This window comes from Pseudomonas sp. rhizo25, from assembly GCF_031931935.1.
GTDB classification, from domain to species: domain Bacteria; phylum Pseudomonadota; class Gammaproteobacteria; order Pseudomonadales; family Pseudomonadaceae; genus Aquipseudomonas; species Aquipseudomonas synxantha.
In genome coordinates, this window is the sequence record NZ_JAUJXA010000011.1 from 57,963 (window position 1) to 72,900 (window position 14,938).

Annotated in this window: 14 protein-coding genes; 10 read left to right on the forward strand and 4 right to left on the reverse strand. The window is 59.8% G+C overall.

What is annotated here, in order from left to right:
• Nucleotides 1-67: 67 nt before the first annotated feature.
• The 5 genes from QZR30_RS21295 to QZR30_RS21315 all read left to right on the forward strand — a co-directional run bounded on the left by QZR30_RS21295 (nt 68) and on the right by QZR30_RS21315 (nt 6,417).
• Nucleotides 68-664 (forward strand): superoxide dismutase, encoded by a 597-nt coding sequence (locus tag QZR30_RS21295; RefSeq protein ID WP_043049045.1) that lies wholly within the window; start codon nt 68-70, stop codon nt 662-664.
• A 156-nt stretch (nt 665-820) separates the two neighbouring features.
• Nucleotides 821-1,006: a hypothetical protein gene (locus tag QZR30_RS21300; protein WP_056847648.1), complete on the forward strand. Its 186-nt coding sequence runs from the start codon at nt 821-823 to the stop codon at nt 1,004-1,006.
• Between the two features lie 193 nt (nt 1,007-1,199).
• Complete coding sequence (locus tag QZR30_RS21305) at nt 1,200-3,251, forward strand: putative bifunctional diguanylate cyclase/phosphodiesterase (RefSeq protein WP_046069270.1); 2,052 nt, start codon at nt 1,200-1,202, stop codon at nt 3,249-3,251.
• A 126-nt stretch (nt 3,252-3,377) separates the two neighbouring features.
• On the forward strand, nt 3,378-4,715 hold the full coding sequence (locus QZR30_RS21310) for an imelysin family protein (RefSeq protein ID WP_046069271.1): 1,338 nt from the start codon (nt 3,378-3,380) through the stop codon (nt 4,713-4,715).
• Nucleotides 4,716-4,962: 247 nt separating this feature from the next.
• Entirely contained in the window at nt 4,963-6,417 is a 1,455-nt protein-coding gene (locus QZR30_RS21315) for a TrkH family potassium uptake protein (protein ID WP_046069272.1), read from the forward strand.
• Here QZR30_RS21315 and QZR30_RS21320 read toward each other — a convergent pair.
• A complete protein-coding gene (locus QZR30_RS21320; RefSeq protein ID WP_059397465.1) occupies nt 6,374-7,432 on the reverse strand; it encodes an AraC family transcriptional regulator in 1,059 nt (352 codons plus the stop codon). The two genes, QZR30_RS21315 and QZR30_RS21320, sit on opposite strands and share 44 nt — an antisense overlap.
• A gap of 162 nt (nt 7,433-7,594) precedes the next feature.
• Here QZR30_RS21320 and QZR30_RS21325 point away from each other — a divergent pair, with 162 nt between their 5' ends.
• The 3 genes from QZR30_RS21325 to QZR30_RS21335 all read left to right on the forward strand — a co-directional run bounded on the left by QZR30_RS21325 (nt 7,595) and on the right by QZR30_RS21335 (nt 9,752).
• On the forward strand, nt 7,595-7,906 hold the full coding sequence (locus QZR30_RS21325; protein ID WP_059397466.1) for a DUF962 domain-containing protein: 312 nt from the start codon (nt 7,595-7,597) through the stop codon (nt 7,904-7,906).
• A 363-nt stretch (nt 7,907-8,269) separates the two neighbouring features.
• Nucleotides 8,270-8,452, forward strand: coding sequence for a hypothetical protein (locus tag QZR30_RS21330; RefSeq protein ID WP_032879737.1), 183 nt, complete (start codon nt 8,270-8,272; stop codon nt 8,450-8,452).
• A gap of 103 nt (nt 8,453-8,555) precedes the next feature.
• Nucleotides 8,556-9,752: an MFS transporter gene (locus QZR30_RS21335; protein WP_311904098.1), complete on the forward strand. Its 1,197-nt coding sequence runs from the start codon at nt 8,556-8,558 to the stop codon at nt 9,750-9,752.
• Here the strand turns inward: QZR30_RS21335 and arfB are convergent.
• Complete coding sequence (arfB, locus tag QZR30_RS21340; RefSeq protein WP_043049058.1) at nt 9,749-10,162, reverse strand: alternative ribosome rescue aminoacyl-tRNA hydrolase ArfB; 414 nt, start codon at nt 10,160-10,162, stop codon at nt 9,749-9,751. The genes QZR30_RS21335 and arfB overlap by 4 nt on opposite strands.
• A gap of 110 nt (nt 10,163-10,272) precedes the next feature.
• The gene (locus tag QZR30_RS21345; RefSeq protein ID WP_046069277.1) at nt 10,273-11,694 is read right to left on the reverse strand and encodes an amino acid permease; all 1,422 of its coding nucleotides are present in this window, start codon (nt 11,692-11,694) and stop codon (nt 10,273-10,275) included.
• A 647-nt stretch (nt 11,695-12,341) separates the two neighbouring features.
• On the opposite strand from QZR30_RS21345, the gene QZR30_RS21350 reads away from it, so the two are divergent.
• Complete coding sequence (locus tag QZR30_RS21350; protein ID WP_003237751.1) at nt 12,342-12,479, forward strand: hypothetical protein; 138 nt, start codon at nt 12,342-12,344, stop codon at nt 12,477-12,479.
• A 72-nt stretch (nt 12,480-12,551) separates the two neighbouring features.
• Complete coding sequence (locus tag QZR30_RS21355) at nt 12,552-13,511, forward strand: hypothetical protein (protein WP_056847641.1); 960 nt, start codon at nt 12,552-12,554, stop codon at nt 13,509-13,511.
• 195 nt (nt 13,512-13,706) lie between these two features.
• Here the strand turns inward: QZR30_RS21355 and rluB are convergent, their stop codons facing one another.
• Nucleotides 13,707-14,927: a 23S rRNA pseudouridine(2605) synthase RluB gene (gene rluB / locus QZR30_RS21360; RefSeq protein ID WP_046069280.1), complete on the reverse strand. Its 1,221-nt coding sequence runs from the start codon at nt 14,925-14,927 to the stop codon at nt 13,707-13,709.
• Nucleotides 14,928-14,938: the final 11 nt, after the last annotated feature.

The following is a 14,938-nucleotide window of genomic DNA, read 5'->3' on the forward strand; positions in this document are numbered from 1 at the left end:
GGCGCATGTCTGGCCGCCCGTGATCGGCCTTGCGCTCACCGCAACTGACCTGATTAGGAGAATCATCATGGCTTTCGAATTGCCGCCGCTGCCCTACGCACACGATGCCCTGCAGCCGCATATCTCCAAGGAAACCTTGGAATACCACCACGACAAGCACCACAACACCTATGTCGTGAACCTGAACAACCTGGTGCCAGGCACCGAGTTCGAAGGCAAGACCCTGGAAGAGATCGTCAAGTCTTCCTCGGGCGGCATCTTCAACAACGCCGCTCAAGTCTGGAACCACACTTTCTACTGGAACTGCCTGGCGCCAAACGCCGGCGGCCAACCGACCGGCGCATTGGCTGAAGCCATCAACGCGGCGTTCGGTTCGTTCGACAAGTTCAAGGAAGAATTCACCAAGACGTCCGTGGGCACCTTCGGTTCCGGCTGGGGCTGGCTGGTGAAAAAGGCTGACGGCTCCCTGGCCCTGGCCAGCACCATCGGCGCCGGCAACCCGCTGACCAGCGGCGACACCCCGCTGCTGACCTGCGACGTGTGGGAACACGCTTACTACATCGACTACCGCAACGTGCGTCCAAAGTATGTGGAAGCGTTCTGGAACCTGGTCAACTGGAAGTTCGTGGCTGAGCAGTTCGAAGGCAAGGCCTTCACTGCCTAAACAGCTCGTTCATTGAAGAGAGCCCGGCGATTGCCGGGCTTTTTTTTGCGCGCCAGATAGACCGCCCAAAAATACCGGAACCCAACAGTAACAATTCACCACACAAGCAGCAGGAGGAATAAACCTCCTGATTAATTTTCAATGTGGAGAATGTCGATGGATCCTATTTCGTTGGTAGCAGGTGCTGCGGGTGCAGTCCCACTGGTAGCGGGTATTGTTGATAAAGGTCTGGACTTGGCAAACGGCGCAATGGACCTCTGCAACAAAGCCATGGACATGGCCGGTGAAGGCTCGAAGATCGGTGGGCAAGAGCAACCGCCCCAAGAGCCGGTCAACTTTTAATCGTCGTCAACTCGAAGGCGGATCTCCTCCGCCTTCTCCCCTGCCTGGCTTTCAGCCCACTGCCCATTCTATAAGTTTGTCCAGCCAAAACCTCAATTGAGCCCAGGCCCCAATGTCCCTTTGACTGCCATCATCAGATTGCCAATACTCATGGCATATTGAAGGCCACCCGCATGAGACAAGGAATGCCCCTTTGAAGCTGGAACTCAAGAACAGCTTGTCGGTGAAGTTGCTACGGGTTGCGCTGCTGTCGGCCTTAATCGTGGGCGTGGCGCTGAGCGTGGCGCAGATCGTTTTCGATGCCTACAAGACACGCCAGGCCGTGGCCGGCGATGCCCAACGTATTCTCGACATGTTTCGTGACCCCTCGACCCAGGCCGTCTACAGCCTGGATCGCGAAATGGGTATGCAGGTGATTGAGGGACTGTTCCAGGACGACGCGGTGCGCATGGCTTCCATCGGTCACCCCAACGAGACCATGCTCGCGGAAAAGAGTCGCGCCTTGCAGCAATCCCCCAGCCGCTGGCTGACCGATCTGATTCTTGACCAGGAGCGTACATTCACCACGGCCTTGGTCGGCAAGGGCCCTTACAGCGAATACTACGGTGACCTGAGCATCACCCTCGACACCGCCACCTACGGCAACGGCTTTATTGTCAGTTCGGTGATCATTTTTATTTCCGGCGTCCTGCGCGCGCTGGCCATGGGCCTGGTGCTGTACCTGGTGTACCACTGGCTGCTGACCAAGCCGCTGTCACGGCTTATCGGGCACCTGACCTCGGTCAACCCCGACCGCCCCAGCGAGCATAAGATTCCTCAGCTCAAGGGGCACGAACGCAACGAACTGGGCCTGTGGATAAACACCGCCAACCAGTTGCTCGAATCCATCGAGCGCAATACCCACCTGCGCCACGAAGCGGAGTCGAGCCTGTTGCGCATGGCCCAGTACGACTTCCTCACCGGCCTGCCAAACCGCCAGAAGCTGCAGGAGCAACTGGACAAGATCCTCACCGACGCTGGCCGCCGGCAACGACGTGTAGCTGTACTGTGCGTGGGGCTCGATGACTTCAAGAGCGTCAATGAACAATTTACCTACCAGGCCGGCGACAAACTGCTGCTGGCCCTGGCCGACCGCTTGCGCGCCCACAGCGGACGCCTCGGTACGCTCGCCCGCCTGGGCGGCGATCAGTTCGCCCTGGTACAAGCCGATATCGACCAGCCCTACGAAGCCGCCGAACTGGCACAAAGCATTCTCGATGACCTGGAAGCGGAATTCGTACTCGACCATGACCTGATTCGCCTGCGCGCCACCATCGGCATTACGCTATTCCCGGAAGATGGGGATACTACCGAGAAGCTGCTGCAAAAAGCCGAGCAGACCATGACCCTGGCCAAGAGCCGCTCGCGCAATCGCTATCAGTTCTATATCGCCAGTGTCGACAGCGAAATGCGCCGACGCCGCGAACTGGAAAAGGACCTGCGCGACGCCCTGGGCCGCGACCAGTTCCATTTGGTCTACCAACCGCAGATCAGCTACCGCGATCACCGTGTGGTTGGCGTAGAAGCCCTGCTGCGCTGGCAACACCCGGAACACGGCCTGGTGCCGCCCGACCTGTTTATCCCCCTGGCGGAACAGAATGGCACCATCATCCCGATTGGCGAATGGGTGCTCGACCAGGCGTGCCGGCAACTGCGCGAATGGCATGACCTGGGCTTCACTGAACTGCGCATGGCCGTCAACCTGTCCACCGTGCAATTGCACCACACCGAGTTACCGCGGGTGGTCAACAACCTGATGCAGATCTACCGCTTGCCACCACGCAGCCTGGAGCTGGAAGTGACCGAGACCGGCCTGATGGAAGACATCAGCACCGCCGCCCAGCACCTGCTGAGCCTGCGCCGCTCCGGGGCGCTGATTGCCATCGACGACTTCGGCACCGGCTATTCATCCCTGAGCTATCTGAAAAGCCTGCCGCTGGACAAGATCAAGATCGACAAGAGCTTCGTCCAGGACCTGCAGGATGACGACGACGACGCCACGATCGTGCGCGCCATTATCCAACTGGGCAAAAGCCTGGGCATGCAGGTGATTGCCGAAGGCGTGGAGACTGCCGAGCAAGAGGCCTACATCATCTCCGAGGGCTGTCATGAGGGCCAGGGCTATCACTACAGCAAACCCCTGCAGGCACGGGAGTTGGCCGCTTATTTGAAACAGTCCGAGCGCAATAACGCCGTCAGTCTCTGACCACGAAAAACGATACTGAATATTTCCCACGCATAAGCCTTTACACAAAATGCAAATCTTTCGCATTATGTCGCAGCTTTTGCGCTCCCCGCGCGCCCTATTCACCACCGAAGCAGGATGTTCGCCATGATTCGTATGCCCCTGGCCACCGCCAGTCTGCTGGCCATTGCCATTTCGCTCGCCGGTTGCGGCGAAGGTAAAGACAAGGCCGCCGCGCCTCAAGCTCCCGCAGCCGCCAGCGCTACCGCACCTGCGGCTGCCGCGGCAGGCCAGGTCGACGAAGCGGCTGCCAAAGCCGTGGTCGCGCACTACGCAGACATGGTGTTTGCGGTGTACAGCGATGCCGAATCCACCGCAAAGACCCTGCAGACCGCAGTCGATACGTTCCTCGCCAACCCGAACGACGAAACCCTCAAAGCGGCCCGTACCGCCTGGATCGCCGCCCGCGTACCTTACCTGCAGAGCGAAGTGTTCCGCTTCGGCAACACCATCATCGACGACTGGGAAGGCCAGGTGAACGCCTGGCCCCTGGACGAAGGGCTGATCGACTATGTCGATAAATCCTACGAGCACGCCCTGGGTAACCCAGGCGCCAACGCCAACATCATCGCCAATAACGAGATCCAGGTCGGCGAAGACAAGGTCGACGTCAAGGACATCACCCCGGAAAAACTCGCCAGCCTCAATGAGCTGGGCGGTTCCGAAGCCAACGTTGCCACCGGCTACCACGCCATCGAATTCCTGCTCTGGGGCCAGGACCTCAACGGCACCGGCCCTGGCGCGGGCAACCGTCCGGCCTCGGATTACCTGACCGGTGACGGTGCAACCGGCGGTCATAACGAGCGCCGCCGCACTTACCTGCGTGCCGTGACCCAGCTGCTGGTCAGCGACTTGGAAGAAATGGTCGGCAACTGGAAACCCAACGTCGAAGACAACTACCGCGCCACTCTGGAGTCGGAACCTGCCACCGACGGCCTGCGCAAAATGCTGTTCGGCATGGGCAGCCTGTCCCTGGGCGAGCTAGCCGGTGAGCGCATGAAGGTGTCCCTGGAAGCCAACTCGCCGGAAGACGAGCAGGACTGCTTCAGCGACAACACCCACTACTCGCACTTCTACGATGCCAAGGGCATCCGTAACGTCTACCTGGGCGAATACACTCGCGTTGACGGCACCAAAATGACCGGTGCCAGCCTGTCATCCCTGGTGGCCAAGGCCGACCCGGCAGCCGATTCGACCCTCAAGGCTGACCTGGCGGCGACCGAAGCGAAAATCCAGGTCATGGTCGACCACGCCGAGAAAGGCGAGCACTACGACCAACTGATCGCCGCCGGCAACGATGCGGGCAACCAGATCGTACGTGACGCCATCGCCGCACTGGTCAAGCAGACCGGTTCGATCGAAGCCGCTGCGGGCAAGCTGGGCATCAGCGACTTGAACCCGGACAGCGCTGATCACGAGTTCTGATCCGTACGCTGTTGAAAAGGCGACCTTCGGGTCGCTTTTTTTATACCTGTTTCAAACACTGCAGATCCCCTGTGGGAGGGGGCTTGCTCCCGAACAGCAGCGGACCAGCAACCACATGCTTCACTGACCCACCGCTATCGGGGGCCCCCCTCCCACATTTTGCTCCGTGTAACCTCAAGCACTCTGGTTTACATGCCCTGTACCGTAGGTAGAATGGCGCCTCTGACCAATCACCCGAGCGAACTTCATGGCGTTGCCGACCCTACGCATCATTGGTTTCATCATCGGCATCTTCCTGATCACCCTTGCGGTCGCCATGGTCATCCCGATGGCCACCCTGGTGATTTTCGAACGCACCAGCGATCTGCCCTCGTTTCTGTGGGCCAGCCTGATCACCTTTATCGCAGGGCTGGCCCTGGTCATCCCCGGTCGCCCCGAACATGTGCACCTGCGCCCTCGGGACATGTACCTGCTGACGGTCAGCAGTTGGGTGGTGGTGTGCATCTTCGCCGCCCTGCCGTTTTTGCTGACCCAGCACATCAGCTACACCGATTCCTTCTTCGAAAGCATGTCGGGTATCACCGCCACCGGTTCCACAGTATTGAGCGGGCTGGACAGCATGTCACCGGGCATCCTGATGTGGCGTTCGCTGTTGCACTGGCTTGGCGGTATCGGCTTTATCGGTATGGCGGTGGCGATCCTGCCGCTGCTGCGCATTGGTGGCATGCGCCTGTTCCAGACCGAATCCTCGGACCGCTCGGAAAAGGTCATGCCCCGCTCGCACATGGTGGCGCGGCTGATCGTGGCGGCGTATGTGGGCATTACCATCTTCGGCAGCCTGGCATTCTGGTGGGCCGGCATGGGCTTGTTCGATGCGATCAACCACGCGATGTCGGCAATTTCCACCGGTGGGTTTTCCACGTCGGATGAGTCCCTCGCGCACTGGAAACAACCCGCGGTGCACTGGGTCGCCGTGGTGGTGATGATCCTCGGCAGCTTGCCGTTCGCCTTGTATGTGGCCACATTGCGCGGCAACCGTCGGGCGCTGATCAAGGACCAGCAGGTGCAAGGCTTACTCGGCCTGTTGCTCGTGACCTGGTTGGTACTCGGCACCTGGTACTGGTGGACCACCAATCTGCATTGGCTCGATGCCTTGCGTCATGTGGCGCTGAATGTGACGTCAGTGGTGACGACCACTGGCTTTGCACTGGGAGACTATAGCCTGTGGGGCAACTTCTCACTGATGCTGTTTTTCTACCTGGGCTTTATCGGCGGCTGTTCGGGCTCTACAGCCGGCGGTATCAAGATCTTCCGTTTCCAGGTCGCTTACATCCTGCTCAAGGCCAACTTGAACCAACTGATTCACCCACGCGCGGTGATCAAGCAGAAGTACAACGGCCATCGCCTCGACGAAGAAATTGTGCGCTCGATCCTGACCTTTTCGTTTTTCTTCGCCATTACCATCTGCACCATCGCCCTGGCCTTGTCACTGCTGGGCGTGGACTGGATGACCGCCCTGACCGGCGCCGCCAGTACCGTATCCGGCGTCGGCCCGGGCCTGGGCGAAACCATTGGCCCGGCCGGCAACTTCTCCACCCTGCCGGATGCGGCCAAGTGGATCCTGTCACTGGGCATGCTGCTGGGCCGACTGGAGATTATTACCGTGTTTGTGCTGTGCATTCCGGCGTTCTGGCGTCACTGACCGCCGACATTGCCAGCAACCGCGCCCGGTATTCGCCGGGGGTGGCATCAAACCAGCGACGAAACGCACGGAAAAAGTTGCTCGGGTCGGCAAAACCCAGCAGGTAGGCAATTTCCAGCAAGGTCATGTTCGGCTGCGCCAGGTATTGCTCGGCCAGTTCGCGACGGGTGTCATCGAGCAAAGTCTGGAAGCTGGTGCCCTCTTCCTGCAGACGCCGCTGCAAGGTGCGCTGGGACAGGTGCAACGTCTGGGCCACCGCTTCGCGCTTGGGTTCACCCTGGGGCAGCAAACGGCACAACACCTGCCGTGCCTTGTGGGTCACGCGACTTTCAGAAAAACGCGCTAGGTATTCACCGGCAAAACGGTCATGCAGCAGTGCCATGGCTTCGTTGGCTGTGGGCAACGGTGCATCCATGTCGGCTTGCTCGAAGATCAGCGCGTCATAGGGCGCATTGAATTGCAGCGGCGCATGGAAGGCCTGTTTGTACGGCGCCAGGTCCGCTGGTTGATCGCCTTGCAGCAGCACTTTGCGCGGTTGCAGGGTGCGTCCGGTAAGCCAGCCGCACAAGGCCAGGGCGCTGGCCAACGAGGCTTCGGCGCTTTGTCGGGTCGGCGGCAGGTGATCGCCATGCACCGTCAGAATCAACGCATAGCCTTCAGCTAAAAGTCGGAAGCTCAAGTCAGCGCTTTCGGCGATGATGCGCTGGTAGCGCACCAGTCGCATAAAGCCTTGGGCCAGGGTGTTGCTGGACATCAAGGCATAACCGGCGACATGAAACGAGGCAGGACGCACCACCTTGCCCATGTTCAGGCCAATCGCGGGGTTGCCCGACAACTCCACCGCCCGCTGCCACAGGCGAGTCATGGCATCCTGAGGGAAACGCGCGTCGGGGTCATTCAGCGCCGCATAATCCAGGCCCAGCTGCCTGAACAAGGCACGGCAATCCAGGCCGTCCATTTCCAGTGCCTTGACTATCCCCATCGCCCAGCTTGCAGAAGTTGTTCGTTCGCTCATGGCGTCTTCTTATTGGAAAGCAGGCTCAAACGGCAGCCAGGAAGCCAAGGATACTAAAATGGCATCTATTGTCACTGGCCGTTACCTCCGATGACTCTAGACTCAAATAAGCTCCCCGCCGAACATCTGTTGGGCGGTATAACAACCCGAGGGCCGGCAGTCGTGGAAAACGTCAAGAAATTCAACAGTTTTTCCGAGTTCTACCCGTATTACCTGAGCGAGCATGGCAACAGCACCTGTCGGCGCCTGCACTTTATCGGCACTACCTTGGTGATCGGCATCTTTGCGTATGCCATTGGCAGGGGCTCACTGGTTCTTTTGCTGGCCTTGCCCGTCGCCGGCTACACCTTTGCCTGGGTCGGCCACTTTTTCTTCGAAAAGAACCGCCCGGCGACCTTCCAGCATCCGCTCTACAGCTTGTTGGGGGATTTTGTGATGTACCGCGACATGATCCTGGGCAAAGTGCCGTTCTAAGGGTGTGACCTCATGTCACTTGCGTTTGAACCATGAAAAAATGTGAATTCGCCGAGATAAAAGTCTTTTTGTCATTTACGGTGCTGTATCCTGCCAAGGCTTTTTGAGAGCGCGGAATCACCTGCGATTGAAAAAACAGACCTTGCGAGGAGCGACGACGATGCACGAGATACCTAATCTCCCCTTCCCAAGCCTGCACCCAACTGAGCAGCCAACACCGCAGCAGGCCAGCGACAAGCAGCCTGAGGCCAAAGAAGCAAAACCAGTCGACCGCGAAAGCCAGGACTGACGCCGTACCAGACCGTGTGGAAAGCGCACCTTTGAGCGCTTTCCACACTGCCTGAATCACCCGAGACCTTCATCATGACCACTACCCTTCCCGATACCCCGGACGCCGCCGTGCTCGACGCTGCCTTGCAGATGGTCGAAGTCTGGAACCGCCTCAGTGCAGACAAGCAGGCCGCATTGCTCAAGCGCTTCGGCACCCAGGAAAACGCCCTGGCGGCCCTGGTAACAACTCAACTGTTGGCCCCTGCCCAGGCTTGATGCGTTGTTGATCTGACGTTTTACATTTTTCCCGCCCTGCCCGGCCTGCGCGCCGGTATCATTAGCAGCCTATCTTTGCCTGCTGCGACAGTGGACCTCTCCCATGCCAGATTCCCAGCGACCCATGGCGGTCACGCTGCAAGTTGTCTCCATCGTGCTGTTTACCTTTATCGGCTACCTGAATATCGGCATTCCCCTGGCCGTCTTGCCGGGCTACGTCCATAGCCAGTTGGGCTATGGCGCGGTGATCGCCGGGCTGGTGATCAGCGTGCAATACCTGGCCACCCTATTGAGCCGCCCCTATGCCGGCAAGATTATCGACAACCTGGGCAGCAAGCGCGCCGTGCTGATCGGCCTGGTGGGCTGCGGATTGAGCGGGGTGTTCATGCTGCTGGCAGCGTGGTTTTCCAGCCTGCCGGCGCTCAGCCTGGGCAGCCTGCTGATCGGTCGACTGGTGCTGGGCAGCGCTGAAAGCCTGGTGGGCTCGGGCGCGATTGGCTGGGGCATCGGCCGCGTCGGAGCGGCGAATACGGCCAAGGTCATCTCCTGGAACGGCATCGCCAGCTACGGCGCGCTGGCGGTCGGCGCACCGCTGGGGGTGCTGATGGTCAGCCGTTTCGGACTGTGGAGCATGGGCGTCAGCATCATTCTGCTGGCGGTAGTGGGTGTGCTGCTGGCCTGGAAAAAGCAAGCGGCGCCAATTGTGCCTGGCGTCCGCTTGCCGTTCATGAATGTGCTGGGCCGGGTACTGCCCCATGGTTGCGCGCTGGCGTTGGGCTCAATCGGCTTTGGCACCATCGCCACCTTTATCACCCTGTACTACAGCACCCAGCACTGGGACAACGCGGTGTGGGCCTTGAGCCTGTTCGGCGCCAGCTTTATCGGCGCACGCTTGTTGTTCGGCAACTTGATCAACCGCATTGGCGGCTTTCGGGTCGCGATTGCCTGCCTGTCGGTGGAAGTGCTCGGCCTGCTGCTGCTGTGGCTGGCGCCAGATGCCCAACTGGCGTTGGCAGGTGCGGCGTTGAGTGGCTTCGGCTTTTCCCTGGTTTTCCCGGCACTGGGGGTGGAGGCGGTCAACCTGGTGCCGGCCTCCAGCCGTGGCTCGGCGGTGGGCGCCTATTCGCTGTTTATCGACTTGTCGCTGGGCATCACCGGGCCGCTGGCTGGCGCCGTGGCCGCAGGTTTTGGCTTTGCGTCGATCTTCCTGTTCGCCGCCCTCGCCGCCGCAGCGGGCTTGCTGCTGAGCCTCTACCTGTACCGCCAGGCGCCCAAGGCCCGCGAGACACGCGACGCCTAGAAGTCGACCTTGCCGCGCCCGGCCTTAATGCTGCCGCGCTTGGTCTTGGACTCCAGACGGCGTTTCTTCGAGCCCAGGGTGGGCTTGGTCGGACGACGCTTTTTCTCGACCTTGGTGGCGCTCTGGATCAACTCCACCAAGCGCTCCAGCGCATCGGCGCGGTTCTGTTCCTGGGTACGGTATTGCTGGGCCTTGAGCACCAGCACGCCTTCGCTGGTAATACGGCTGTCGCGCAACGCCAGCAGGCGCTCCTTGTAGAACGCCGGCAACGACGACGCGGGAATATCAAAGCGTAGGTGCACCGCACTCGAGACCTTATTGACGTTCTGTCCGCCGGCACCTTGGGCGCGAATGGCGGTCAGCTCGATCTCGGCATCGGGCAAGTGTAGGTTGTTGGAAATCACCAGCATGATCAACAAGGTCCTCCAGAAGGAGTCCCAGGATACGCGAATGCATCTTGCCCATCCTCTCAAACAACAAACCCGGCGCTAGGCCGGGTCTGCTCAACAGCATTGGAAGATCACTTCACCGCAGGAGCGGCCATATCCAAGGGTTGTTGCACCCTTCGCTTGTTCTTGACCCAGTAGCAAACGCCCATGAACGCCACCCAGACCGGGATCGCGTACACCGACATCTGGATCCCCGGGATCATCAGCATGACCACCAGGATAAACACCACGAATGCCAGGCACACATAGTTGCCGTACGGGTACCATAGCGCCTTGAACAGCGGCACCTGGCCGGTGCGGTTCATGTGCTGGCGGAACTTGAAGTGCGAGAAGCTGATCATCGCCCAGTTGATCACCAACGTGGCCACCACCAGGGACATCAGCAGTTCCAGCGCGTCATGGGGCATCAGGTAGTTCATCAGCACCGCGACCAGGGTGATCGCCGCCGAGGCCAGGATCGACCGCACCGGCACGCCGCGCCTGTCGATTTTCGCCAGGGCCTTGGGCGCATCGCCCTGCTCAGCCATGCCCAGCAGCATGCGGCTGTTGCAGTAGGTGCCGCTGTTGTACACCGACAACGCTGCGGTCAGCACCACGAAGTTGAGGATATGCGCGGCGGTGTTGCTGCCCAACATCGAGAACACCTGCACGAATGGGCTCCCGCTGTAGGCATCGCCGGACGCATTGAGTGTCGCCAGCAGGCTGTCCCATGGTGTGAGCGACAACAGCACCACCAGGGCGCCGATGTAGAAAATCAGGATGCGATAGATCACCTGATTGATCGCCTTGGGGATCACGGTACGAGGCTGGTCGGCTTCGGCCGCGGTAAAGCCGAGCATTTCCAGGCCGCCGAAGGAGAACATGATGATCGCCATGGCCATCACCAAACCGCCGACACCATGGGGGAAGAAGCCGCCGTGGTCCCACAGGTTGCTGACCGAGGCCTGCGGGCCGCCGCTGCCGCTGACCAGCAGGTAGCTGCCCAGGGCGATCATGCCGACGATGGCCACCACCTTGATGATCGCGAACCAGAACTCGGCTTCACCAAAGACTTTGACGTTGGCCAGGTTGATCGCATTGATCAGCACGAAGAAGGCCGCCGCAGACACCCAGGTCGGAATCTCTGGCCACCAGTAGTGCACGTACTTGCCCACGGCCGTCAGCTCCGACATACCCACCAGGATGTACAGGATCCAGCAGTTCCAGCCCGACAGAAAGCCGGCGAAGCCGCCCCAATACTTGTGGGCAAAATGGCTGAAGGAACCGGCGACCGGCTCTTCGACGATCATTTCGCCGAGTTGGCGCATGATCATGAAGGCGATAAAGCCGCAGATGGCATAGCCCAGGATCATTGACGGGCCGGCGGACTTGAGCACCCCGGCCGAGCCCAGGAACAGGCCGGTGCCGATGGCGCCCCCGAGGGCGATCAACTGGATATGCCGGTTTTTCAGGCCGCGTTTCAGCTCGCCTGAAGAAGAATGGGGTCCACTCATGAAAAGGGTCTCACGCAAGGTTTGAAGATGTTGAATGCAGGTTGCTGTCTTGAATTACCGACTCAAGCAGCGCCGCTCAAACCCCAGCGCAGGCACCAGGAGTACAGCGTCTTTCTAACGGTCATGCGTCACCTGTTTGTTTTTATCTGTGACGAAATCGAACCCGTCCGGCTCGTGGCCGGGCGGAGTGATCAGGGCGAACAAACCCTGGGTCTTGGCCTTTTGCGTGGGTACGCAAGGGGGGTCACAGTAAAACGCGGCGCATTGTACACCGCTCGACGGCTTCGGGCCGAGCCTGCAAAGCGCACGCGACAAACTGGCAGATATCTCTTACGCGTTCGGCACACGCTGAAATAGCAGGGCAAAATCGTAAACTTATCGTTACATCATGGAAAACCTACGTTACAGCCGGCTTTTACCGTCATCCACCAGAAAATTGTCGGTGCGAATTTTCCGCAGAATCGGTTCAGCCAATTCACTGTTTTGCTTGAATAAAAAAATCCGCAAAAAAACAGAAGAAAAAATCCAAATGAGACCGTGTCAATAAATTTTTTGCATTCTGAAACACACTCTTCTAGGTTCTTTGCACTTGCCCGCAAAGCCCGCGGGCAAGCCGTTCTCAAACAACGTCCTCTAGGAGATACACCATGCAAGCACTGGAAAAAGACCTGGAAACCGAACTGCAACTCGACGATTGGTTTGAAGCGCCGACCCATGAGGCCGCCGTTGAAATGATGCAAGCCGATGCCGTTGTGCCTTTCGGCACCGCGATGTGGCCTTTCTAATACCCGGCAGGCATTCGGCAGGTGCTGTGCACGGCACCTGCCCCCTTACCCAGGCACAGAAGGACACACGTCATGGACAAGGCCCGCGCCGTCGAACACTTTCTCTACTACCTCGCACACCACCCGGCCCTCAGCGGCCTGCATCGTCCCACCGTGCTGCTGGGCCATACCGAGCGCTACGACGCCATCGCCCAGGCAATCACCCACGGTAGCGCCGCGCGCTTCAACTTCCAGCTGCAACGCCTGGACCTGGCGCCCAGCGACACTCTGGTCAAGGCCATCGAAGCCTGCGACCTGTACCTGTTTCTCTACGACTCCTCGACCCTGCCCAATCCACGTGCTGAAGGCCCTGATTTTATCCGCGCCCTGCACGGCGTGATGGCCGAGCACTGGAAGAAATCCCTGCTATTCAAGGATTACGGCGATTACTTCTACGACACATTCAGCGTCGAGCCGCAGCGCATCGCCGACCTTAACGCCACGCTGATCCGACGCATGTCCCAGGCCAATGTACTGAGCTTCACCGACAAGCACGGCTCGCGCCTGGAAGCGCCGATGAGCAGCATCAAGAAGTGGACCAATATCAACGGCGTCGGCAACCACGACCTGGCCCCCGGCGAAATCGCCACCCACAGCGAAGCCATCAATGGCCAGGTGCGGTTTGTCGGCACCTTCCTCAGCACTATTCCGTTTGCACGCAAATACGGCGTGCTGCAATCACCGCTGGAATTGTGGATCGAAAATTCGACCATTTGCAGCGTGGCCAGCGAGGTGCCGGGGCTGGCGGATGATTTCAACAAATACCTGAATGCTAACCCGTCCAACCGTCGCGTGGAGGAGTTGGGCATTGGCACCAATGAAGGGGTCAAGGATCTGTATGCGCGCAACGCCGGGTTCGAGGAGCGCCATTGCGGGTTGCACCTGGGCCTGGGCGGCGGGCAGAAAGGCAGCCATCACCTGGATTTGATCTTTGCCAGTGGGGTGTTGGCCTTGGACGATAAACCGGTTTTCGATGGAACGTTTGCCTTCTGAACACAAGACTCAAAAACACCGGAGACCAAATGTGGGAGGGGGCTTGCTCCCGATAGCGGTATATCAGCCTAAGTATCTGTTACTGACACACTGCTATCGGGAGCAAGCCCCCTCCCACAGTTGATTGCATTTCAAATTCAGATCGAAAAAAAACGCCAACCCTAGGGTTGGCGTTTTTGTGCAGCGCTTAGCGCATCACTGCGGCTTCTTGCGACCAAAACCCGGACGCTGGCCGGAACCGGCCGGGGCGCCGCGGCGCTTGCCCGATGGCTCATCGGCTACCAGTTTCGGGCCAGGGCGCTTGTTCGCCGCTGGCTTGGCTGGACGCTTGGTACTGGCGCTGTCGGCCGGGCGATCCGCTTCACCACGGTTGCTGCGACCACCGCTTGGCGCTTCGCCACGAGCAGGACGTGGTGTGCGGGGCGCACGCTCACCTTCCTGACGGGACGGTGCGGTAGGGCGACGCTCACCTTCGATCTGCGGCTCACGGGAGATACGACCGCCAGTGGCCGGGGCATTCAGCGCCGGGCGCAGGGTACGGGCCACGCGCTCGGTACGCGCTACCGGGCGCGAGGATTTGCGCTGCATACGCTCAAGCTTGTCCTTGCTCTTGGCATTCATCTGCGGCATCGCGACCGGCGTCAGGCCGACTTCGGCACTGAGGATGTCGACTTCGTACTGGCTCATTTCGCGCCAGCGGCCCATCGGCAGGTCGGAGTTCAGGAACACCGGGCCGAAACGCACGCGTTTCAAGCGGCTGACCACCAGCCCCTGGGATTCCCACAGGCGGCGCACTTCACGGTTGCGGCCTTCCATCACCACGCAGTGGTACCAATGGTTGAAACCTTCACCGCCTGGGGCCTGCTTGATATCGGTGAACTTGGCCGGGCCGTCTTCCAGCACCACGCCGGCCTTGAGGCGTTCGATCATCTCGTCATCGACTTCACCACGTACACGCACGGCGTATTCACGGTCCATCTCGTAGGACGGGTGCATCAGGCGGTTGGCCAGTTCGCCGTCAGTGGTGAACATCAGCAAGCCGGTGGTGTTGATGTCCAGGCGGCCGATGTTGATCCAGCGGCCTTCCTTGGGCTTGGGCATCTTGTCGAACACGGTCGGACGGCCTTCCGGGTCGTCACGGGTGCAGATTTCGCCATCGGGCTTGTTGTACATGATCACGCGGCGCACCGATTCGGCAGCCTCTTCACGCTTGATCACCTTGCCATCGATGGTGATTGCATCGTGCAGGTCGACACGCTGGCCGAGGGTTGCCTCGACGCCGTTGACCTTGATGCGCTTCTGGGTGATCCAGGCTTCGACGTCGCGGCGCGAGCCCACGCCGATACGCGCCAGCACTTTTTGCAGCTTTTCGCCTGCTGGGCCGATTTCCTGGTCTTTCTGGTCTTGGTCATTCATCGTAAGCACCT

Coding starts and splice junctions, on each gene's coding strand:
- QZR30_RS21295 (WP_043049045.1), top strand. CDS start 68: ATGGCTTTCGAATTGCCGCCGCTGCCCTACGCACACGATGCCCTGCAG.
- QZR30_RS21300 (WP_056847648.1), top strand. CDS start 821: ATGGATCCTATTTCGTTGGTAGCAGGTGCTGCGGGTGCAGTCCCACTG.
- QZR30_RS21310 (WP_046069271.1), top strand. CDS start 3,378: ATGATTCGTATGCCCCTGGCCACCGCCAGTCTGCTGGCCATTGCCATT.
- QZR30_RS21315 (WP_046069272.1), top strand. CDS start 4,963: ATGGCGTTGCCGACCCTACGCATCATTGGTTTCATCATCGGCATCTTC.
- QZR30_RS21320 (WP_059397465.1), bottom strand. CDS start 7,432: ATGAGCGAACGAACAACTTCTGCAAGCTGGGCGATGGGGATAGTCAAG.
- QZR30_RS21330 (WP_032879737.1), top strand. CDS start 8,270: ATGACCACTACCCTTCCCGATACCCCGGACGCCGCCGTGCTCGACGCT.
- QZR30_RS21335 (WP_311904098.1), top strand. CDS start 8,556: ATGCCAGATTCCCAGCGACCCATGGCGGTCACGCTGCAAGTTGTCTCC.
- arfB (WP_043049058.1), bottom strand. CDS start 10,162: ATGCTGGTGATTTCCAACAACCTACACTTGCCCGATGCCGAGATCGAG.
- QZR30_RS21345 (WP_046069277.1), bottom strand. CDS start 11,694: ATGAGTGGACCCCATTCTTCTTCAGGCGAGCTGAAACGCGGCCTGAAA.
- QZR30_RS21350 (WP_003237751.1), top strand. CDS start 12,342: ATGCAAGCACTGGAAAAAGACCTGGAAACCGAACTGCAACTCGACGAT.
- QZR30_RS21355 (WP_056847641.1), top strand. CDS start 12,552: ATGGACAAGGCCCGCGCCGTCGAACACTTTCTCTACTACCTCGCACAC.
- rluB (WP_046069280.1), bottom strand. CDS start 14,927: ATGAATGACCAAGACCAGAAAGACCAGGAAATCGGCCCAGCAGGCGAA.